Source organism: Marinobacter daepoensis DSM 16072, from assembly GCF_000421165.1.
In the GTDB taxonomy this organism is placed as follows: domain Bacteria; phylum Pseudomonadota; class Gammaproteobacteria; order Pseudomonadales; family Oleiphilaceae; genus Marinobacter; species Marinobacter daepoensis.
Map to the genome: position 1 here is coordinate 295,778 of NZ_ATWI01000011.1, position 18,885 is coordinate 314,662.

Annotated in this window: 23 protein-coding genes and 1 other RNA gene; 8 read left to right on the top strand and 16 right to left on the bottom strand. The window is 59.6% G+C overall.

Going from position 1 to position 18,885, the window contains the following annotated elements; genetic code table 11:
* Positions 1 to 42: 42 nt before the first annotated feature.
* Positions 43 to 1,845: a tetratricopeptide repeat protein gene (locus K325_RS0113285; RefSeq protein WP_029654761.1), complete on the top strand. Its 1,803-nt coding sequence runs from the start codon at positions 43 to 45 to the stop codon at positions 1,843 to 1,845.
* A gap of 3 nt (positions 1,846 to 1,848) precedes the next feature.
* Here K325_RS0113285 and ssrS read toward each other — a convergent pair.
* From ssrS to K325_RS0113305, 5 genes are all read right to left on the bottom strand, one after another.
* A non-coding RNA gene (ssrS, locus tag K325_RS18405) (6S RNA) lies at positions 1,849 to 2,029 on the bottom strand.
* A 55-nt stretch (positions 2,030 to 2,084) separates the two neighbouring features.
* Positions 2,085 to 2,387 (bottom strand): cell division protein ZapA, encoded by a 303-nt coding sequence (locus K325_RS0113290; protein ID WP_029654762.1) that lies wholly within the window; start codon positions 2,385 to 2,387, stop codon positions 2,085 to 2,087.
* Positions 2,387 to 2,593, bottom strand: a complete 207-nt coding sequence (locus K325_RS0113295) for a TIGR02449 family protein (protein ID WP_029654763.1) — start codon at positions 2,591 to 2,593, stop codon at positions 2,387 to 2,389. The genes K325_RS0113290 and K325_RS0113295 overlap by 1 nt, the downstream gene beginning before the upstream one ends.
* A gap of 118 nt (positions 2,594 to 2,711) precedes the next feature.
* Positions 2,712 to 3,989 carry an ABC transporter permease gene (locus K325_RS0113300; RefSeq protein ID WP_029654764.1) on the bottom strand — a complete coding sequence of 426 codons (1,278 nt, stop codon included), beginning with the start codon at positions 3,987 to 3,989 and terminating at the stop codon, positions 2,712 to 2,714.
* Positions 3,986 to 4,699, bottom strand: a complete 714-nt coding sequence (locus K325_RS0113305; protein WP_036193544.1) for an ATP-binding cassette domain-containing protein — start codon at positions 4,697 to 4,699, stop codon at positions 3,986 to 3,988. The genes K325_RS0113300 and K325_RS0113305 overlap by 4 nt, the downstream gene beginning before the upstream one ends.
* Before the next feature lie 68 nt (positions 4,700 to 4,767).
* Here K325_RS0113305 and K325_RS0113310 point away from each other — a divergent pair, with 68 nt between their 5' ends.
* Positions 4,768 to 5,283: a DUF3299 domain-containing protein gene (locus K325_RS0113310; RefSeq protein WP_029654766.1), complete on the top strand. Its 516-nt coding sequence runs from the start codon at positions 4,768 to 4,770 to the stop codon at positions 5,281 to 5,283.
* Between the two features lie 4 nt (positions 5,284 to 5,287).
* On the opposite strand, the gene K325_RS0113315 is transcribed toward K325_RS0113310, so the two are convergent.
* Entirely contained in the window at positions 5,288 to 5,848 is a 561-nt protein-coding gene (locus K325_RS0113315; protein WP_029654767.1) for a ZrgA family zinc uptake protein, read from the bottom strand.
* Positions 5,849 to 6,029: 181 nt separating this feature from the next.
* Here K325_RS0113315 and K325_RS0113320 point away from each other — a divergent pair, with 181 nt between their 5' ends.
* From K325_RS0113320 to K325_RS0113340, 5 genes are all read left to right on the top strand, one after another.
* Positions 6,030 to 6,626 carry a UPF0149 family protein gene (locus K325_RS0113320; protein WP_029654768.1) on the top strand — a complete coding sequence of 199 codons (597 nt, stop codon included), beginning with the start codon at positions 6,030 to 6,032 and terminating at the stop codon, positions 6,624 to 6,626.
* Between the two features lie 12 nt (positions 6,627 to 6,638).
* Positions 6,639 to 7,958: a Xaa-Pro aminopeptidase gene (gene pepP / locus K325_RS0113325; RefSeq protein WP_029654769.1), complete on the top strand. Its 1,320-nt coding sequence runs from the start codon at positions 6,639 to 6,641 to the stop codon at positions 7,956 to 7,958.
* Positions 7,959 to 7,962: 4 nt separating this feature from the next.
* Complete coding sequence (gene ubiH / locus K325_RS0113330; RefSeq protein WP_029654770.1) at positions 7,963 to 9,249, top strand: 2-octaprenyl-6-methoxyphenyl hydroxylase; 1,287 nt, start codon at positions 7,963 to 7,965, stop codon at positions 9,247 to 9,249.
* Positions 9,239 to 10,465, top strand: coding sequence for a UbiH/UbiF/VisC/COQ6 family ubiquinone biosynthesis hydroxylase (locus tag K325_RS0113335; protein WP_029654771.1), 1,227 nt, complete (start codon positions 9,239 to 9,241; stop codon positions 10,463 to 10,465). The genes ubiH and K325_RS0113335 overlap by 11 nt, the downstream gene beginning before the upstream one ends.
* Before the next feature lie 93 nt (positions 10,466 to 10,558).
* Entirely contained in the window at positions 10,559 to 11,473 is a 915-nt protein-coding gene (locus K325_RS0113340; RefSeq protein ID WP_029654772.1) for a DUF808 domain-containing protein, read from the top strand.
* A gap of 35 nt (positions 11,474 to 11,508) precedes the next feature.
* Here the strand turns inward: K325_RS0113340 and K325_RS0113345 are convergent, their stop codons facing one another.
* The 9 genes from K325_RS0113345 to ubiE form a co-directional block, all read right to left on the bottom strand.
* Positions 11,509 to 12,228, bottom strand: a complete 720-nt coding sequence (locus tag K325_RS0113345; protein ID WP_029654773.1) for a 16S rRNA (uracil(1498)-N(3))-methyltransferase — start codon at positions 12,226 to 12,228, stop codon at positions 11,509 to 11,511.
* Positions 12,228 to 13,007 carry a twin-arginine translocase subunit TatC gene (gene tatC, locus K325_RS0113350; RefSeq protein WP_029654774.1) on the bottom strand — a complete coding sequence of 260 codons (780 nt, stop codon included), beginning with the start codon at positions 13,005 to 13,007 and terminating at the stop codon, positions 12,228 to 12,230. The genes K325_RS0113345 and tatC overlap by 1 nt, the downstream gene beginning before the upstream one ends.
* The gene (gene tatB / locus K325_RS0113355) at positions 13,004 to 13,462 is read right to left on the bottom strand and encodes a Sec-independent protein translocase protein TatB (RefSeq protein ID WP_029654775.1); all 459 of its coding nucleotides are present in this window, start codon (positions 13,460 to 13,462) and stop codon (positions 13,004 to 13,006) included. Before tatB ends, tatC begins: the two co-directional genes overlap by 4 nt.
* An 11-nt stretch (positions 13,463 to 13,473) precedes the next feature.
* Positions 13,474 to 13,701 carry a Sec-independent protein translocase subunit TatA gene (tatA, locus tag K325_RS0113360; protein WP_029654776.1) on the bottom strand — a complete coding sequence of 76 codons (228 nt, stop codon included), beginning with the start codon at positions 13,699 to 13,701 and terminating at the stop codon, positions 13,474 to 13,476.
* A gap of 86 nt (positions 13,702 to 13,787) precedes the next feature.
* Entirely contained in the window at positions 13,788 to 14,117 is a 330-nt protein-coding gene (locus tag K325_RS0113365) for a phosphoribosyl-ATP diphosphatase (RefSeq protein ID WP_029654777.1), read from the bottom strand.
* 12 nt (positions 14,118 to 14,129) lie between these two features.
* The gene (gene hisI, locus K325_RS0113370; RefSeq protein WP_029654778.1) at positions 14,130 to 14,546 is read right to left on the bottom strand and encodes a phosphoribosyl-AMP cyclohydrolase; all 417 of its coding nucleotides are present in this window, start codon (positions 14,544 to 14,546) and stop codon (positions 14,130 to 14,132) included.
* 27 nt (positions 14,547 to 14,573) lie between these two features.
* Positions 14,574 to 16,217 (bottom strand): ubiquinone biosynthesis regulatory protein kinase UbiB, encoded by a 1,644-nt coding sequence (gene ubiB, locus K325_RS0113375; RefSeq protein ID WP_029654779.1) that lies wholly within the window; start codon positions 16,215 to 16,217, stop codon positions 14,574 to 14,576.
* Positions 16,214 to 16,855, bottom strand: a complete 642-nt coding sequence (locus tag K325_RS0113380) for a ubiquinone biosynthesis accessory factor UbiJ (RefSeq protein ID WP_029654780.1) — start codon at positions 16,853 to 16,855, stop codon at positions 16,214 to 16,216. The genes ubiB and K325_RS0113380 overlap by 4 nt, the downstream gene beginning before the upstream one ends.
* Positions 16,855 to 17,637, bottom strand: coding sequence for a bifunctional demethylmenaquinone methyltransferase/2-methoxy-6-polyprenyl-1,4-benzoquinol methylase UbiE (ubiE, locus tag K325_RS0113385; RefSeq protein WP_029654781.1), 783 nt, complete (start codon positions 17,635 to 17,637; stop codon positions 16,855 to 16,857). The genes K325_RS0113380 and ubiE overlap by 1 nt, the downstream gene beginning before the upstream one ends.
* Positions 17,638 to 17,753: 116 nt before the next feature.
* Between ubiE and K325_RS0113390 the strand changes: the two genes are divergently transcribed.
* Positions 17,754 to 18,032: a polyhydroxyalkanoic acid system family protein gene (locus K325_RS0113390; RefSeq protein ID WP_029654782.1), complete on the top strand. Its 279-nt coding sequence runs from the start codon at positions 17,754 to 17,756 to the stop codon at positions 18,030 to 18,032.
* Between the two features lie 39 nt (positions 18,033 to 18,071).
* On the opposite strand, the gene K325_RS0113395 is transcribed toward K325_RS0113390, so the two are convergent.
* Entirely contained in the window at positions 18,072 to 18,821 is a 750-nt protein-coding gene (locus K325_RS0113395) for a DUF8198 family protein (RefSeq protein ID WP_029654783.1), read from the bottom strand.
* Positions 18,822 to 18,885: the final 64 nt, after the last annotated feature.

Sequence of the window (18,885 nt, forward strand, 5' to 3'; positions counted from 1 at the left end):
CGTGGTAGGGTACTTGCTCGCTGATCTCTGAGGAATCCTGATATGCCCTCCTGTCATTTGCTCCGTCGTCTCCATGTTGTGGCTGTTCTGGGGCTGGTCGCGGCTCTTTCCGGCTGTGCCGCAAACCCGCAGGAGACCTATGTGGAGGGCAGGCGTGCGTTGGTCCAGGCAGACTACATAGTTGCCCGGGAAGCGTACCAGCGATACCTGTCGGGTGAGACAGAGCCCTATGAACAGGCGCGTGCGATGTATGAATTGTCCCGGTTGCTTTATCTCGGGTTGGGGGGGGAGAAACGTCAGCAGGAGGCGGCCCATTGGCTCGGACGTGTTGCTGACAGGGTTGATGCAGCGGACCGGCGGGAAGCGCTCCATCTTCTGGCTGAAATGTACCGTCATGGGGAAGGGGTAACGCTGGATCCCGGCAAGGCGATGACGTTGCTGCAGGCTTCTGGATACTCCCGGGCGCTGGCTGACCTTACCATGATGTATTGGGTGGGGGATGGCGTACCTCAGGATAAGGGGCGGGCGGCCCGGGTTGCGGCAGAAATTTCAGATTATGGCGACGCCGGGCAGCTATTTCGCCATCGGGCGTTTGCGGATTACTGCCGGGAAGATACCCGGGCTATCGTGCCTGAGCGGGGGTGTGTGGATGACGAAGGTCTTGAGATTCAGGGAATTGCTGATCAGATCTGGCGGGTGAAGCCCCCGGAGACGGATTTACAGCGCCTGGACTATCTGGCGAGACTTTACCCCGCGGTGGTTGATGGTGGCTTTGAGGCGCGGGCCAACTGGTATCGTTATGCTGCAGACATCGGTAATGCCCGGGCCCAGTTTCATTTGGCCCGGATCTATAATGCGCCGACATCGCCGTGGCATGATCCGGACAAAGCCTGGGGTTGGCTTGAAACCGCGGCCAGGCAAGGGGATGCTAAAGCTCAGTTGGCCATGGGCGTTGAGCTGGCAGTGGCCGGGCATGCTGGCGAGAACCACTATGACGAAGCGCTGGACTGGCTGCGCCGTGCGGCGGATCAGGGGGAGCCGGAAGCCCGCTTGTGGCTTGCCCGTATGTACATGAATCCACCGGATGGGCAGCCAAAGCTGGTCCTTCGGGCGGTGGAGCAGTTGGAGCGGATTGCCCCGGATGATGACCGGGCCAGGCACGGGTTGGCCGATATCTATCTGTCCGGTATGCCTGGGTTGGCGGACGAGTCATCTCTTCGCGCGGTTAAGCTGCTGGAAGGGATGGCATCGGGGGGAGATGCGGAAGCTGCCTATAAGTTGGGTGCCGTGTATGTCAGAGGTGTTGAAGGCGTAGCCCCCAGTCTTGTTGATGCCGTGAGATGGCTGCAACGGGCGGCCGATCAAGGCCACTTGCGGGCAGGGTTGCTGCTGGCGAGAGTGCTTGATCGGGATGGCCGGGCAGACAGTGCTGCGCGCGCACGGGAGCTGTTTGTGGGAATGCCTGGGTCTGAGATTCCCTCAGACCTGAAGTCACTGGTGTCACAGGCAAGGTACCGGCAGGCGCTCTATCTGGTGGGCCAGCCTGATGCTGCCGCCCAGACCGATCGTATCCTCCAGCTGTTAGAGTTAGCTGCAGAAGAGCAGAATCTGGCAGCACTTGCGTTTCTCGGGCTGTTGTACGACCGGGGAGAGCTGGTTGCGCGTGACGCGGGGCGGGCCTATCAGTATCTGGACCAATGGGATGTCCTGTATGAGAAGCGCCTGAACCTGGCAAAGGAAGACGGTTCTGTCTGGTCAGAGCTGGAGTTTGAGCGGCGTCACGGTAATGCTGAGGCGCTGGATGCGTTGATCAGGCTCAGGATACAGAGGTTGAGCGAAGAGTAAGAAAAGCTTCCCGGGCTGCCGTTATCGGATGTGGCCCTTGAACCCAGAAGTTCAAGGTCGGTGGCCGCTGTGACATATTAGGCTTTCCCCCGTGGGGGACATGCTCACAATGTCCTGAAGTAGCCACCTGGGTATTGCGTATCGGCTCGAGGACGTACCCGACCAGCGAACAGCCCAGGAAGTTGATCCCATTATACGGGCAGGGCCGGGGCGGATTGCAAGCCCGATTCCCGATTCTTTCAGGATTCGTTGCCTGAGGGCTCTCCCAGCGCTTCATCCAGCCGGCTGTCCATGGCTCGAAGGAGGCTGCTGGTCGCATCTGACATGGTATCCCTTTCCAGCAGCGCGTGGGTGATGTTCAGGGCTGCCATAACCGCGATACGCTCGGTACCGAATACCTTGCCGCTGGACCGGATCTCCCGCATCTTGGTGTCCAGGTGCCGGGCCGCGCGCAGCAAGGCTTCCTGCTCTTCCTGAGGGCAGGCCACCAGGTATTCCTTGTCAAGAATCCTGACTTCCACGGTGGTTGGGGTTTTTGACATCAGTGGTGCTCCAGTGCGCGCAGGCGGCCGATCATGGCTTCGATCTTGTTTTTGGCAAGATCGTTCTTGTGCATCAGCTGGGCCCGTTCCCGGTTCCAGTCGTCCTGAAGTTCCCTCAGCAGGGCGTTGTCTTTCTCCAGCTTCTCGCAGCGCTTGATCAGCTTGTCCAGCTTGTCCGCTAATGCCTGTACTTCGGACTGTTCCATGACCTGCCCAACGTAGGTGATTTTGTTGAGAGTTACTATAAGTGCGCACGCCAGACCGGTCAATTTACCGCATTGTCATGGCGTGCCTGTCGTGAGGTGTGTCACTTTCTGCGTCAGCTCAGTCTGGCTCCGGACTGCCAAAGCCTTGGCGACGGCTGGCCCGCCAGGTATTCAGGGCAGGAATGGCGGAGACTGCCAGCGAAGCCAGCGGCACCGCGCCGAGAAGCAGCCATTCCTCCTCACGCAGAGGGCGAAGCTGAACCTGAAGCCCGTAGTGCTCCAGCAACCAGGGCCCGAAGCCTGAGACGGCGCCGGCGCCAAGAATAAGGGCCAGTCCACAGCTGGCCACTGCAAGCCCCACGCACTCAATGGTATACAGTGCGGCGATCAGTCCCGGAGAGGCCCCCGTTGCCCGTAACACGGCCACTTCCCGGCGTCGCTGGGCTTGCAGGGTAAGGAGCACGGCAATCAGTCCAACCAGACTGGTCAGCACGACAAAACCGCTGATGCCGAGCAGGGCGTTCTCAAACTGCCCCATCATTCGCCAGAGCTCGCTCAGGGCGACACCCGGGAGGATTGCGGAAAGGGGCTCGGTTGAATGCTGGTTCAGTTCTCGTTGGAGCTGAAACGTGAGGATCGGTCGATCCAGACCAATGAACACCGCGGTAATGGCCTCCGGCGTGAAATTCCGCTCGCGGGCCTTGTCGGCCGAAAGCGTCCGGCCAGGGATGGCGACTCCAGACTCCCAGCCTACGTGCATCGCTTCCATGGCCTCAAGGCTGATATACACCGCGCGATCGACAGGGGTTCCCGTGGGCGCGAGTATCCCGGATACCCGGAAGGGCAGATCCCCATGTTTGGAAAAGCTCGTTCGCCCACCACCATGGGACAGCACCAGAGGATCGTAAAGGGTGTGTCCGAGGTCGCGGGCCACGCCGGCGCCAATTACAACGTCGAACAGGTCCTGGAACCAGTGTCCATTGGTGAGTGTGAGGGGCTTTCCACTGCCATACTGGAAATGGGCCAGAAACTGGTCGTTGGTGCTGACAACCCGGTAGCCGCGGTAACTGTCGCCCAGTGAGATGGGGATCAACCAGTCAATACGGCTGTCCTCAGCCATTGACTGGTAAGTGGACCAGCGGATGTTGTTGGTGGCATCCCCGATATGAAACAGGGTGTAAAGCAGCAGATTCAACTGGCCACTGCGGGCGCCGACGATAAGGTCCGTGCCGCTGATGGTGCTGGTAAACGACTGGCGTATCTCAGTGCGGAGATACTGAATGCCGAGCAGCAGGGTCACGCTCAGTGTCAGAGTCAGGCAGACCAGAGTGAGTACCCGGCGCCGGTACCAAAGACTGGCGGTGGCGAGAGACAGAATGAGGCGTGCTTTGTTCATGAGTCGGCCTCCAGTGTCATTTGGTTGTGAAAGTGGCCTGCCAGGGCTTGATCATGGCTGACAAAGACAACGGAACTGTTGTGGCGCGCAGCCAGGGTAAGCAGGAGGTCCAGAAAACGGTCCCGGTTGTTGGCATCCAGAGCGGAGGTGGGTTCGTCGGCGAGAATGATTTCGGGATTGCCCATCAGTGCCCGCGCCGCCGCCACCCGTTGCTGCTGGCCAATCGACAGCTTGGTTACATTCCGATGCCAGTGCTCTTCCGGGACCGCCAGCTGTTTCAGCAGCTCGCGGGCAGTGTTCTCGGGGGCCTGGCCCGCCCGAGTTTGGCGCAGGGGCGACAGCCGACAGGGCAGGATGGCGTTGTCCAGGGCGCTCAGGTAAGGCACAAGATTGAATTGCTGGAAAATTACCCCGATGTGGTCCGCCCGAAACCGGTCCCGTTGGCCTGCTCTCATGTCCCCCAGGTTTCGTCCAAGCAGGTCAATTCGGCCAGAAGCCGGAGCTTGCAGGCCGGCCAGTAACCCAAGCAACGTGCTTTTTCCGGTTCCGCTGGGCCCATGCAGGAACAGGTGTTGGGCCCTGGGCAGGTGGATATCCGGGAAGGTCAGCTCACTGGCCTGTCCGGGCCAGCAGAACCGCACGTTTTTACTCTGGATGGCCAGTGAACCGCCATCGAGTGCGTCAGATGTTTGTACTGTCTTGGTGTTCATATCCGTCTCGTGTCTGCCGCGGTATGATGGTGCCTGTTGATCGTTGGTTTATCGGAGAGCCCGAGTTGATGTTCACTGATGTTCTGTCCCGAAAATGGGTGGCCCGCTTGGGGTTCTGGGTTGTGTTGCTTCTGTCATCGGCGGCCAAAGCCGAAACGAGAGAAATTGACTGGCTGGAACTGATGCCAGCTGAAGACCTCGCCCTGCTTGAAAACATGCCAGAGATCGAACATGACGGGGATGGCCCGGTCCTGCTGCCCGATGAAATCATGACTGGCCGGGTGGTGCCGGAGATGGCCAACGTCGAGGGGCGTATTCCTGGCTTTGTTGTCCCTCTGAAGGCGACCGATGACATGCGTATTCTCGAGTTCTTCCTTGTGCCCTATTACGGGGCCTGCATTCATGTGCCGCCCCCGCCGCCGAACCAGATCATTCATGTGAAGTACCCGGCAGGCTTCACGCTGGATGCCTTGTACAACCCGGTCTGGATAGATGGGACCCTGGTGGTTGAGCGAACCGAGAGCGATCTGGCCACGTCTTCATACTCGATGGCAGCGGAATCGGTGGAACCTTACACCGAATAGCCTGTTAGTGGTTAATGTCGAATTGTGACTGGCCTCGCTCAAGGCGCGTGGCGCCCTGACCGCTGGTGCCAACCCACTGAATTTTCAGCTGCTCAAGCGCCGGGAACTGCGCCGTAAGCGGGGTTGTGAGTGTTCTATGGCCGGTCAGGCCCTCGCAGATCAGCGATTGAGTGATTTCGAGGTCGCTGTGGCCGTTGTCGTGATGTGCATGGTCGTGGTGTGAGTGCCCGTTCCCGGCATCCTGAGACGAGTCGCCTTGAAAACTGGCGCCTGTTATCCGGCAGGTGTTTTCTGGAGTGTTCAGCAACGGAGTCGTTGTCGCCCATTGGTTCAGAGCCTGCAGCTGCTGGTGTTGCCCGCTGGTTCGAGGTTGGTGTTCAAAGCCCAGAAGATTGTAGGCCGGGGAGAGCAGTAGGATGTCTGCCCGGTTGTCTTCAATGGCAATCTGCAACTCGGCAAAGCCGTGCTGGTGGGCACCGGGGTTGTCGGAGGCAGTGGCGTGGAGCGATAACAGCGCGGCGATGGCGGTAAAGAGTGGGTGGGCGACGGAGTGCTTGAGGGGCATGGGTACACCTGTGCGTTGTTGGTACGTTATAACATTTTTGTGTTGAGTGAAGAGAAAAGCAACCCCTGGGTGGTCATTCGTGCCAGGATTTTCCCAGAATGCTAGGATACGGTATTTATTGGGGCGCCGTTCCTGCGAGCGCCTGAATGCCGATTGTACTGACCGAAGGAAACGCAGCTTCATGTCTGAAACCGATAACTCTGCCGCCCGTGCGGCTGAATTCGAGCGCTGGGCCAACCTGTTTACGGCCCACAAAGCGTTCAGCCACCCCTCGGAACTGCATGGTGTGCTGTGTGGCCAGCTTGCTGCGGGTGCCCGCATTGACGAGCCCCGGTGGTTGGCGATGGTGTGTGAGCATATGGGGCTGGCCGATGAAGCAGCGGCAGAGTCTGAGGATCTAGCGCCCTTCATGCATTGTGCTTACGGCAACACGCTGAATCAGTTGCAGTCGACAGACCTGTCTTTCCAGCCCTTGCTGCCCGACGACGATTACGCGATAGAGCAGCGGCTTGAAGCTCTGGTGGCGTGGGTCCGCGGGTTTCTTGAAGGTATGGCTCTGGAGGCTGGTGCCTCCCTTGGCCAGGCCCCGGAGGAAATCCGGGAATTGATCGAAGATCTGGTGGCCATCAGCCAGCTGTCGGAAGATGAAGAGTCTGATGACGAAAGCGAGCAGCAACTGCTTGAAATTACCGAATACGTGCGTCTTGGGGCTCTGGCTGTTTTCACCGAGTTCAACGAGCCGGAGAAGCCGGCTGCCGATAAGCCAACCCTGCACTGACCAGGAGCTAGCATGGCCGTAACCATTCCTCTTAAAGAGTTTGCAGAGCGCCGCCGCAGATTGATGGACCGGATGGCACCGGACAGCATTGCGATTCTGCCGGCAGCGCCGGAGCGGGTTCGTAACCGGGATGTCCTGCACCCGTTCCGACAGGACAGTGACTTCCAGTACCTCACAGGCTTTGGCGAGCCGGAAGCGGTGCTGGCATTGATTCCGGGCCGGGAACATGGCGAAGCCGTCCTGTTCTGTAAGGAGCGCAATCCGGAGAAAGAGCTCTGGGACGGATTTCTTGCCGGGCCGGAAGGGGCGATAGAGCGGTTTGGGCTGGATGATGCGTTTCCGATTGCTGATATCGATGACATCCTGCCGGGTATGATCGAAGGGCGTAGCCGGGTGTATTACCCGCTGGGTAAAGACCCCGCGTTCGATACCCGTGTGATGGACTGGCTTAAAGTGATCCGCAGCAAAGTCCGGTCGGGGGCACATCCGCCCGGTGAACTGGTGGCTCTGGAGCACTTGCTGCATGACATGCGCCTGTACAAAAGTGCTTCGGAAATCAAAGTCATGGCCAAAGCGGGTCAGATCAGTGCCGAGGCGCATTGTCGGGCCATGAAACGGGCCCGCCTTGGTGGTTACGAATACAGCCTTGAGGCGGAGCTGATACACACCTTTATGGAGCACGGCGCCCGGTCCACCGCTTACCCTTCCATCGTCGGGAGTGGCGCAAACGGTTGTATCCTCCATTACATAGAAAACAGCGCCCCACTGAAAGAAGGCGATCTGGTGTTGATTGATGCCGGCTGCGAGCTGGAGTGTTACGCCTCGGACATTACCCGGACGTTCCCGGTCAGTGGCAAATTCAGTCCGGAACAGAAAGCGTTGTACGAAGTGGTTCTGGCGGCCCAGCACGCTGCCATTGAGGCTATACGACCGGACAATCACTGGAATCAGCCCCATGAAGCCGCTTTAAAGGTGCTGACCCAGGGATTGATTGACCTCGGCTTGCTGTCTGGCACGCTGGACGACGCGCTGGCCAGCGAAGCCTACAAACCGTTCTTCATGCACCGGACCGGGCACTGGCTTGGAATGGATGTACACGACGTTGGTGATTACCGGGTGGGCGATGCCTGGCGGGTGTTGGAGCCGGGCATGGTGTTGACGGTTGAGCCGGGCCTCTATGTGGCGCCGGATAACACCAGCGTAGATCCGCGCTGGCGCGGCATCGGGATTCGTATTGAAGACGATGTGGTGGTGACCAAAGATGGCTGCCGGAACCTGACGGAAGGTGTGCCGAAAACCGTTGCCGAGATCGAAGCCCTGATGGCGGACTGACCTTGTGAATACAAACCGGTTGGATACAGACCTGCTGATTGCGGGGGGTGGTTTGGCGGGTGCGACCCTGGCCCTGGCGCTTGCCCGTTTTGTGCCTGAGCTGTCAGTGACAGTGGTTGAAGCTTTTCCGTTGTCGCCGGATGCCTTGCCAGCGGATTACCAGCCCAGCTATGACGCCCGCTCCACGGCGCTGGCGTGGGGCTCCCGACGGATTTTCGATGCGTTGGACCTTTGGCCGGGCTTGTCTGAACATGCCACGCCGATACGTCATATTCATGTGTCGGACCGGGGGCGTTTCGGGGCGACCCGTCTGCATGCCCATGAGCATGATCAGGAGGCGCTGGGGTACGTTGCTGACAATCGCTGGATGGGGTTATCCCTGATGCGGGCCTTGATGGGCACCAGCGTGAACTGGTTGGCGCCGGCGGAAGTGGTTGATATGACGCCTGTGTCCGGGGGCGTTCGGGTGGCCATTCAGCGGGGAAATGAACCACACGAAGTCAACGCTCGCTGCCTGGTGATTGCCGATGGTGGCCGTTCCGGGTTGCGGGAAAAACTGGGGTTTATCGCGCGGACTGAGGATTATGGCCAGAATGCGCTCATTGCCAACGTTTCCACCAGCGATAGTCATGGCTTTACCGCTTACGAGCGGTTTACCGAGGCTGGCCCGATGGCCCTGCTGCCTCATGGTTCCCCGGCTCGGGCGGGGCATGAGTCGGCGTTGGTCTGGACGCTGTCGGACACAGAGCTGAGCGACATACTGTCGTTATCTGATGAACAGAAGTGCCAGAAACTGCAGGCGCGTTTTGGTTGGCGTCTCGGGCGCTTTACCCGCATAGGCCAGTGCCACCACTATCCCTTAAAACTTACCACGGTCGCTGAACCGGTACGCCCGGGCGTTGCGCTTGTGGGCAATGCCGCCCATGCATTGCACCCGGTGGCGGGGCAGGGGTTCAACCTGGCGTTGAGGGGATTGATGACGCTGGTGGAACAGTTTCGTCGCGCGGTGGATGAAGGGCTTCCCATCGGAGATCTGGCGGTGTTGGGCCGCTACCAGCAACTGCACCGGGAGGACTGGCAGCAGACGGTTCAGTTTTCAGATTCTCTGATCCGGATTTTTGGTCAGCCGTTGTCGCCGGTAGCGGCGGCCCGGGATGTTGGTCTGGTGGGGTTGGATCTGATGCCTGGTGCCAAGCGTTGGTTTGCTCGCAAAGCGATGGGCACCGGTGGTCGCAAACCCCAGGTTCCGTCTCAGGCTCTTTTGGCTAAGGCAGGTGAACATGACGAATAAGTCGCGGGAGACCGACCGTTTTGATGTGCTTGTGGTTGGTGGCGGGATGGTTGGCTCTGCTCTGGCTCTGGGCCTGGCCCGGCAGGGCTGGAAGACGGGGCTGGTGGAAGGAGCCACCCTGTCAGACCTGACAGCGCCGGTTGGCGTAGCGGACAACGTTGATGACTTTGAGCCCCGCGTCAGTGCAATCTCACTGGCCAGCCAGCGCCTGCTAGAGCAGCTTGGGGCCTGGCGCCATGTACAGGCAAGCCGGCACTGTGGCTACCGCAGAATGACGGTTTGGGACGCTGATGGCACCGGCCGGATACGCTTTGATGCGGCGGAACTTCACGCCGACTCACTCGGTACCATTGTTGAGAACCGTTCGGTTGTCCGGGCTCTGTTTTCGGAGTTGGCCGACAGTGACGTGGCTCTGATTGATGGTGTTCGGGTTCAGGGCTGGCACCCGGCGGCAGGGGTTCAGCTGGACGATGGACGCACCCTGAGGGCAACGTTGGTGGTAGGCGCCGATGGTGCCCTGTCCCGTTTGCGTCAGTGGGCCGGCCTGGCCACCCGGGAGTGGGATTACGACCAGCATGCCATCGTTTGCACCGTCCGCACGGCGCAGCCGCACCAGTACACCGCCTGGCAGCGATTTTCCCAGACGGGGCCGTTGGCATTTCTGCCATTATTGAACGAGTCCGGTGATGAGCATTTCTGTTCCATTGTCTGGTCCCAGGATACTGGGGAGGCTCGCCGCTTAATGGAACTGCAGCCCGAGGCCTTTCGCCTTGAACTTGAGAGCGCGATCGAACGTCAGCTTGGCCGTGTTGAGGCTGTTTCGGCACGGTTTTCCTTTCCTCTGCGCCAGCGTCATGCCAAGGATTATGTCGCCGAGGGGCTGGTCCTGATTGGTGATGCGGCCCATACCATCCACCCGTTGGCAGGGCAGGGTGCCAACCTGGGATATGGCGATGTCTCGGCGTTGCTGGATGAACTGGCGCGGGCGAAAGCCAGGAAGTTGGCGCCTGCCGATCCGTTGGTGCTGGCACGTTACCAGCGCCGTCGAAAAGGCGAGAACCTGACTATGATGGCGGCAATGGAAGGGTTCCGGCAACTCTTTGCAAGAGATGAGCTTCCGGTTCGCTGGTTGCGGAATACGGGGATGCGATGGCTGGACAGGCTGGCGCCATTGAAAAACCGGGTTGCAGCCGAAGCCATGGGGATAAAACGCTAGCGCTTTTCTCATTCTTGGCGCCCGGAACTTTTTTCAGGCCAGCGGTTTCCGTAAACTCGGTTCCATCTCCTACAACCCGTAAAGGAACTGTTTATGGCCGGCTCCAGCCTGCTCGTGCTAATCGATGATATCGCTGCTGTTCTGGATGACGTAGCGGTGATGACGAAAGCCGCCACCAAGAAAACCGCGGGGGTGCTCGGAGACGACCTGGCGCTTAATGCGCAGCAGGTGACGGGGGTTCGCCCGGCGCGGGAAATACCGGTGGTCTGGGCAGTGGCAAAAGGTTCATTGCTAAATAAGGCGATTCTGGTCCCGGCCGCGTTGGCCATCAGCTTTTTTATGCCCTGGCTGATCACCCCTTTACTGATGCTGGGGGGCGGATTCCTGTGTTACGAGGGCTTTGAGAAACTGGTCCATAAATTTTTGCACAAGGAACAGGATCAGAAGCACCGGCATGAACTGCGTGAGGCTCTGAAGCAGCCGGAAGTCGATCTGAAGACGATTGAAAAGGACAAGATCAAAGGGGCGGTAAGGACCGACTTCATCCTCTCCGCGGAAATCATCGCGATTACCCTTGGCACCGTGGCAGAGAAGAGCTTTGGGCTTCAGTTTGCGGTGCTGACGGTGGTGGCGCTGATGGTGACTGTGGGTGTCTACGGCCTGGTTGCTGGTATTGTGAAGCTTGATGATGCGGGGTTGTACCTGAGCCAGAAAACCGGAGCGCTGGCCCGGAAACTGGGGAGAGGCATTCTCTGGCTGGCGCCCTGGATGATGAAAACGTTGTCGGTACTGGGCACCATTGCCATGTTCCTGGTGGGTGGTGGCATCCTGACCCATGGTATTCCCTCCGTCTACGGCGCCATTCATCATCTGGCCGAGATGCTTTCTTCGGTGCCAGCGGTGCTGGTTACCACGTTGGGGGATGGAATGTTTGGCTTGCTGGCGGGCGGGCTTCTGGTGGCGGTGATCACGCCGCTGACCAAGGTGTGGCAAGGCCGGAAGGCCTGATTCCGGTTCGGCTCCGGATTGCCGGGGGCGGGAGGTTACAGGCAGGCGTCAAACAACCGGCTGATCAGCACGGGCACGGCGGTTTCCACCCGGAGGATGCGCGGCCCCAGATGCACGCTTTGGCAGCCGGCCTCCTCCAGCTTCCGTACCTCGTAATCGGTAAAGCCGCCCTCCGGGCCAATACACAGGGCTGCCGGTGTCTTCAGATGAGACGGGCAGGGCGCGGCCATGCCCGGGTGTGCCACCAGAGCGCGTTTGCCGGTTAGCAGGGCTGGGAGCTCATCTTCGACGAAGGGTTTGAACAGCTTTCGGGTATGCACTCGGGGCATCATGGTGTCTTTGGACTGCTCAAGGCCCAGCGTGAGGTTGTCTCGCAGGTTGTCCTCCGAGAGCCATGGCGTTTGCCAGAAGCTTTTTTCCACTTTGTAGCTGTTGATCAGCCAGAGATCCTTCACGCCCAGAGACGCGCAGGTTTGCAGTACCCTTCGAAACATCTTGGGCCTGGGCATGGCCAGAATCAGAGTCAACGGCAGCGCCGGTGGGGGTGGTTGGTCCAGCGTTACCTGAAGCTCCGCGTCGGTGGCCGTCAGGGAAAGGACCTCACCATGACCCATCAGGCCGTTTACTTTGCCCACGGGAATCCTGTGGCCTTTGTCGGCTTTGAGTACGGTTTTCAGGTGGTCCAGCCGGCGCCCCCGAATGCGTACCCGGTCAGGCGCGACAAAGTCTTCCTCAAACAGCAGGGCCAGATTCATCAGGCTTCCGGCTCGTCCTCAGCGCCCTTGCCCCGATGTGCCAGCCGGCCAAAGATGATGCCGAATTCGAACAGAATCCACATGGGGACGGCCAGCAGTGTCTGGGAGATGATGTCTGGAGGGGTCAGCATCATACCGATGACGAAGCAGGCCACCACAACGTAAGGGCGCTTTGAGGCCAGGTCTTGTGGGGTGGTGGCGCCGGTCAGGATCAGCAGAACGGTTGCGATGGGGATTTCGAACGCCACACCGAACGCGAAGAACATTTTGAGAACAAAGTTCAGGTAGCTGCTGATGTCGGGCAACTCCACGATGCCGTCGGGGCCGATGGCGGTAAAAAAGCCGAACACCAGTGGAAAGACCACGAAATACGCAAACGCTGCGCCCGCATAGAACAGCAGCACGGAGGTAAACAGCAAGGGGAACGCCAGGCGTTTTTCATGGGCATAAAGCCCGGGTGCGATAAAGCTCCAGAGCTGATAGAGAATGACCGGGATAGCCACAAACACCGCCAGCACCAGCGCCAGTTTTAGCGGCGCGAAGAACGGCGAGGTGATATCGGTGGCGATCATGGTCTGCCCCTCGGGCAGAAGGTCACGCAGAGGCTGGGACAGCAGCAGATAGAGTTCGTTGGCAAAGGGGTAGATTGCGGCGAAGCAGATGACGACCGCCAGCACCATTTTCAGGAGCCGGTTGCGCAGTTCCAGCAGGTGCTCGATAAGAGGCATTTCCTGCTGTTCAGGGGGCGAGGTCTGCTGGCTGTGCGGGGTGGAGCTCATGAACGCTTATCCGAAGGACTGGTCGGTAAGGACTCGCCGGCGGCCGGAGTGCTACCTGCTTCCGTTTCCGTACCGGCGGCCTGCTGCTTTGGCTCCGGATCGCCGTCGGAGGCGTCCGGGAGCGTAACCCGACGAGTTGCGGGTGCCGGCCGGGTTTTCCGGGCCTGATCGTCCGGCAGAATCATGTGCTCGTACTTTTTGGCCTCATCAAGCGCGCCCCGTACGGTTTTTTCCACATCATCCAGGCCGACATCGCCGGCTTTACGAAGTTCTTCCCTCAGTTCCTCGGCCTTCAGTTGGCGGTCCAGTTCACTGGTGAACTGGCCGACCATCCGCCGGGCGCCGCCAATCCAGCGGCCTGCTGCCCGCGCAGCCGTGGGCAGGCGCTCAGGGCCGAGCACGAGCAATGCAATCACGCCGCAGATCAGCAGCTCAAGAAAGCCGATGTCGAACATTCAGGGGGTGCTCAGCCTTGTTTCTCTCTGGATTTCTCGTCCGCCTGAGCAGCTTGCTCGGCGTTCTGTTTTTCCAGCGGCTGCTGCTCGGCAGACTTTTCTTCCTCATCGCTCATGGATTTCTTGAATCCACGAATGGCACCACCCAGATCGCTGCCGATATTGCGCAGTTTCTTGGTTCCGAATAACAGAATGACAATGCCGAGTACGATTAGAAGTTGCCAGATACTGATACCCATGAGGGGTCCTCGTTCAGATGTTGCTGTTGCATGACATTGTACGTCAACCGACACCGCTTGCGGAAATACCCCTTTGGGGTATTCCTTCAAGGATTGCGGGACGCTTTCTCTTCAAGGCCTGACAGGTCGAACCGGCTGGCCAGCTCATCCAGAATGTCCTGGGGGCCCAGCCCCAGCTGGGACAGCATCACCAGGCTATGGAACCAGAGGTCTGCAGTTTCGTACACCAGCTCCCGGGTGTTGCCGGAGTGTTCGGCATCCTTCGCCGCCAGCAGGGTTTCCGTGCATTCCTCGCCGACTTTCTCCAGAATCTTGTTCAGCCCCTTGGCGTGCAGGCTGGCCACATAGGAGGTGCTCGGGTCGGCTTCCTTTCGGGCTTCCAGCACCTGTGCCAGGCGCTCCAGTACATCGCTCACGGTGACTGCTCCTCAGTTGTTGCCGTAAATGCTGTCGGGGTCCTTGAGGACCGGTTCAGCGCTGACCCACTGGCCATCTTTCAGGGTCCGGTAAAAGCAACTCCTCCGGCCAGTATGGCAGGCAATACCGCCTTTTTGTTCCACTTTCAGCAGAACCACGTCTGCGTCGCAGTCGAGCCGGATATCCCGAAGCACCTGCTGGTGCCCGGAGCTTTCGCCCTTGCGCCAGAGTTTGCCCCGGGACCGGGACCAATAGACCGCCTGGCGTTCCTCGACGGTGAGCCTGAGTGATTCCCGGTTCATCCAGGCCATCATCAGAATATCGCCATTGTCGGCATCCTGGGCTATGGCCGGTACCAAGCCGTCTTCGGTCCATTGAATGTCGTCGAGCCAGTCAGGCTGTACGACGTTAGCGGGGGAGTCTTGCATTTTTATGAATCCTGATTCCTTGATTATTCAACGGCTGCCCCGAAGCATGATGCCTGTGGCGCCGGCAAGCAAGACCCAGCTCCAGACCGGCAGATCTGAGGCCCACTGAATGGCGTGAGGCTGGCTGCCTAACAGGGCCACACTCGCCAGGGCGGCGGCAATGAAACCCCGCCGCCAGCGGCGCTCACTGCGCAGTTGCTGCTGTTTCATCAGGGCCAGCGAAGCCTGGTTCTGCGCTTCGGTTGGTCCGCTGGCGCGCAATTGCAGCAGGGCGTCGTGGATAAGTTGCGGCATTTCCGGAGACTGTTCAAGCCAGGAGGGCAGATGGCTTTGCAGCGATTTGATCAGTCCGGATGGCCCGATTCTCTTGCGCATCCAGTCTTCCAGGAAGGGCTGGGCCGTGCTCCATAAGTCCAGGTCCGGATACAGCTGGCGGCCAAGCCCTTCCACGTTGAGCAGGGTTTTCTGTAACAGCACCAGTTGTGGCTGCACTTCCATGTTGAATCGGCGGGCCGTCTGGAACAGGCGCAACAGGAAGTGTCCGAACGAAATGTCCTTCAGCGGGCGCTCAAAGATGGGCTCACACACCGTCCGGATGGCAGCCTCGAATTCGTTAATGCGGGTGTCCGGGGGGACCCAGCCAGACTGGATATGCAGTTGCGCCACCTGGCGGTAATCCCGACGAAAGAACGCCAGCAGGTTTCGGGCAAGGTAGCTCTGGTCGTCGGGCGCCAGGGTGCCAACGATCCCGAAATCGATGGCGATGTATTTCGGGTCTGCGGGATTACTGACATCCACAAAGATGTTGCCAGGGTGCATGTCAGCGTGAAAGAAGCTGTCCCGGAAGACCTGGGTGAAGAAAATTTCCACCCCTTTCTCGGCCAGCACCTTCATGTTGACCCCGGCCGCTGTCAGGGCAGGGACATCGGCGATGGGGACGCCATGAATGCGCTCCATCACCAGCACTGACTTGCGGGTGTAGTCCCAGTCGATAAAGGGGATGTAGATCAGCGGAGAGTTCTCGAAATTCCGGCGCAACTGGCTGGCATTGGCAGCCTCCCGTTGCAGATCCAGCTCGTCGTGGATGGTGGAGTCGTAGTCTTCCACCACCTCGACGGGGTGCAGTCGCTTGCCTTCTGACCAGTATTTTTCCAGCAGTCCGGCCATCAGATACATCAGCCCGATGTCCTGGCGGATGACTTTTTCGATGCCGGGGCGCAGGACTTTAACCACCACATTTTGCCCATTGGGCAGCGTGGCGGCGTGGACCTGTGCGACGGAGGCGGAGGCCATTGGGTCCGGGCTGAATTCCGCAAACAGGTCTGAGACCGGAGCCCCTAGGGATGTCTCGATAATGCTCCGCGCCTGCTCGCTGGGAAACGGAGGAACACGGTCCTGCAATTGTTTCAGGGATTCGGCCATGTCGTCGGGAAGCAGATCCCGGCGGGTGGACAGAATCTGCCCGAACTTTACAAACACCGGCCCCAGTTCTTCAAGGGCCAGGCGCAAACGGTCGCCCCGGCTCAGCTTGGGCTGTGGAAACAGGTGCCAGGGCGCCAGCATGAAGAAAACTTTCAGAGGCGCAGGCAGTTCCGACAGGGGTAGGAAGGTGTCCAGCCGATACCGGCAGAATACCCAGGCAATTCGGAACAGGCGTCGCAGGCGGGTCACAGGGTCTCCGTATCGTTGGTGCTGTCGGGCGCGGCGAGTTGATTGAGCCTTGCCTCAAGACGTTCGGTGCGAAGGTTCAGTTGGTCGATGTCCTGAAACGTCGCTTCCAGTTCACGTCGGCCGGGCAGGGTGCGGCTTTCCTCGTGAAGGTATTCCTCCACATTGGCGTTCATGGTACTGGCCGCCTGGCGGCTCCATGAGACTGCCTGACGAAGGCGGCGGCCCAGAAAGTGCGCGGGCACATCGCCAATGTGGCGGGCCATGGCGGCTTCCCAGTCTGGCTGAAGCTGGCTCAGGGCCCGTTGCAGCTGGTGTGCCAGGGCGGTATCGCCTGTGACCGTCAGGCGTTCATCTGCAAACACCCGGTCGTCACCCAGAGCAAGTGCAGCCAGCGCCATGGGGCGCCCGGTAATGATGAGTGCTGGCTGGTCGGCAGGCTGGCTGCTGACCTGTACCTGTTCGCCGAGTCGGGCCAGCGTCCAGGCCATGGTTAACGGTGCGGTGATGGATACTTGTACCGGCCCGCCAAGGGCGTCCAGCAAGGCGCGTCGGCCTGCCGGGTCGAGTGCCAGTGCCCGGTTCAGGGCGCCTTCAAGGATGGCGCCGATGGCGGACAGCAGGGTCGGGCCTGGAAACATCAGGGTTTGATTCCCACGTGCAGAGCAACAATACCGCCGGTCATGTTGTAGTACTTGCAGTTCACCAGTCCCGCGTCTTCCATCATGGCTTTCAGGGTGTCCTGATCCGGGTGCATGCGGATGGACTCGGCCAGGTATTTGTAGCTTTCACTGTCGCCGGCAATCAACTGTCCCATCATTGGCAAGGCGCTGAATGAGTACATGTCGTAGGCTTTGCTCAACAGGGGGTTGGCTGGCTTGGAGAACTCAAGCACCATCAGTTTTCCACCGGGCTTCAGTACCCGGGCCATGTCTCTCAGAGCCTGGTCTTTGTCGGTAACGTTGCGCAGGCCGAAGGCGATAGAGACGGCCTGGAAGCTGTTGTCCGGAAATGGCAGGTGCTCGGCATCGGCCTGAACGTATTCAATGTTGCCTGCGTAGCCCCGGTCGGTCAGCCGGCTGCGGCCGACCTGCAACATGGAGGCGTTGATGTCGGCCAGGACCACCCGGCCGGCGGGGCCGACCAGATCCGAAAATTTCATGGTCAGATCGCCGGTGCCACCGGCAATGTCCAGCACCTGATGCCCCGGGCGAACGCCGCTCAGCTCAATGGTGAAACGCTTCCAGAGGCGGTGAATACCCATGGACATGAGGTCGTTCATGAGGTCGTATTTACCGGCGACGCTGTGAAAAACCTCGGCCACTTGACCAGCCTTCTGGCTTTTGGGCACGTTCCGGAAACCGAAGTGGGTAACGTCGTCCTGGCCGTTGCCTTGGCTACCCGGTGCTTGCTGCTCGCTCATGAGAAGTGGTCCTGTGAGAATCTGAACCCCGTATTCTAACCGTTGGGGTCTTGGCTACAAGTTTATTGCCGGCTTACACTGTAAAACCGTTTCCAAATCACTGAGAAAACTGACCCATGTCTGTCATTGATATCCATCGTGCCCATTCTCTGGACAAAGAACACGCCCGCCAGGCGGCCGAAACGCTGGCGAAAGACCTGTCCAAACAGTTTGATGTTCACTACCAGTGGGAAGGTGACCTGCTGAAATTCAAACGCAGCGGCGTTAAGGGGCAGCTGGATCTTTCCGAGGATGACTTGCACATCCGGCTGGAACTCGGGTTGATGCTGCGGCCATTCAAGGCCCGTATCGAGCAGGAGATCCATTCCCAGCTGGATCAGATCATCACGGCCTGAGCCCGTGCCCGGTTTGGAGGGCATTCACCCGGCGGAGTGCTAGAGGTCATCTGGCAGCGCGAAAGGCTCAGGATGGCCCGCCAGGATGTTCTCCATGACTTGTTGCTCGCGCCTGATCAGGCGGTTGATCAGGGCATCGACCCGATCCATTTTCCGGAAAGCAGTGTACCCCCGGTGCAGGAAACTGTGCAGATCACCCAGATCGGCCATGTCGGCCGGGCCGCGGGTCATCGACAACAGCCAGCCCAGGGTCCGGTTGCGAACGTAGCGGTCCAGTTCCTGCCCGGTTTCAGCCACCAGAGCGAGTTGCCGCTGGCGAATGGGCAGCTGGTTGCTGGCCCGGTAGGCTTGGCAGTATTGTGCCTCACTCAGTTGGGTGGCCGGCAGATTGTGTTCGCCCAGCCATTCCGCCAGTTCCAGGTCCAGGCTCTGGGTAATCAGATTCAGTTCGACCAGACCGGCAAAGGTGCCGATTAAATGGTCGGGCAGCCATTTCACCATCTTGGGGAACACCCGGTCGATGTTGTCGTCGCGGCGGGTCATACCGGCGGGGGCGTATAAATCGGTCAGCAGGAATTCCAGCCCGGTGTGATAGCCGGGGTGGCGGTAAAGGTCCTGATGAGTGTGCTTCAGTCGTTCTGCCTGCCAGTCGGCGATTCGGTGGGCGACTGGCTGCAGCGGGTGTGAAGCCTTGTGTTGGCGGAAATCGTGATACTCCAGAAGCAGGCGCTTCAGCCGGCGGGCGTTCTCTGTGTGCACATCCGTGGCAACCAGCCGCTCACGATACATTCAATGCTCCCATCAACCGGGCGGAAAAAAGCGCCAGTCTATCGGAGCCGGGAGCCTGGCGCAC

Bases quoted from the DNA above. Each gene is read 5' to 3' on its own strand.
- K325_RS0113285 (WP_029654761.1), top strand. From the start codon at position 43: ATGCCCTCCTGTCATTTGCTCCGTCGTCTCCATGTTGTGGCTGTTCTG.
- K325_RS0113290 (WP_029654762.1), bottom strand. From the start codon at position 2,387: ATGTCAAAAACCCCAACCACCGTGGAAGTCAGGATTCTTGACAAGGAA.
- K325_RS0113295 (WP_029654763.1), bottom strand. From the start codon at position 2,593: ATGGAACAGTCCGAAGTACAGGCATTAGCGGACAAGCTGGACAAGCTG.
- K325_RS0113300 (WP_029654764.1), bottom strand. From the start codon at position 3,989: ATGAACAAAGCACGCCTCATTCTGTCTCTCGCCACCGCCAGTCTTTGG.
- K325_RS0113305 (WP_036193544.1), bottom strand. From the start codon at position 4,699: ATGAACACCAAGACAGTACAAACATCTGACGCACTCGATGGCGGTTCA.
- K325_RS0113310 (WP_029654766.1), top strand. From the start codon at position 4,768: ATGTTCACTGATGTTCTGTCCCGAAAATGGGTGGCCCGCTTGGGGTTC.
- K325_RS0113315 (WP_029654767.1), bottom strand. From the start codon at position 5,848: ATGCCCCTCAAGCACTCCGTCGCCCACCCACTCTTTACCGCCATCGCC.
- K325_RS0113320 (WP_029654768.1), top strand. From the start codon at position 6,030: ATGTCTGAAACCGATAACTCTGCCGCCCGTGCGGCTGAATTCGAGCGC.
- pepP (WP_029654769.1), top strand. From the start codon at position 6,639: ATGGCCGTAACCATTCCTCTTAAAGAGTTTGCAGAGCGCCGCCGCAGA.
- K325_RS0113335 (WP_029654771.1), top strand. From the start codon at position 9,239: ATGACGAATAAGTCGCGGGAGACCGACCGTTTTGATGTGCTTGTGGTT.
- K325_RS0113340 (WP_029654772.1), top strand. From the start codon at position 10,559: ATGGCCGGCTCCAGCCTGCTCGTGCTAATCGATGATATCGCTGCTGTT.
- K325_RS0113345 (WP_029654773.1), bottom strand. From the start codon at position 12,228: ATGAATCTGGCCCTGCTGTTTGAGGAAGACTTTGTCGCGCCTGACCGG.
- tatC (WP_029654774.1), bottom strand. From the start codon at position 13,007: ATGAGCTCCACCCCGCACAGCCAGCAGACCTCGCCCCCTGAACAGCAG.
- tatB (WP_029654775.1), bottom strand. From the start codon at position 13,462: ATGTTCGACATCGGCTTTCTTGAGCTGCTGATCTGCGGCGTGATTGCA.
- tatA (WP_029654776.1), bottom strand. From the start codon at position 13,701: ATGGGTATCAGTATCTGGCAACTTCTAATCGTACTCGGCATTGTCATT.
- hisI (WP_029654778.1), bottom strand. From the start codon at position 14,546: ATGCAAGACTCCCCCGCTAACGTCGTACAGCCTGACTGGCTCGACGAC.
- K325_RS0113380 (WP_029654780.1), bottom strand. From the start codon at position 16,855: ATGTTTCCAGGCCCGACCCTGCTGTCCGCCATCGGCGCCATCCTTGAA.
- ubiE (WP_029654781.1), bottom strand. From the start codon at position 17,637: ATGAGCGAGCAGCAAGCACCGGGTAGCCAAGGCAACGGCCAGGACGAC.
- K325_RS0113390 (WP_029654782.1), top strand. From the start codon at position 17,754: ATGTCTGTCATTGATATCCATCGTGCCCATTCTCTGGACAAAGAACAC.
- K325_RS0113395 (WP_029654783.1), bottom strand. From the start codon at position 18,821: ATGTATCGTGAGCGGCTGGTTGCCACGGATGTGCACACAGAGAACGCC.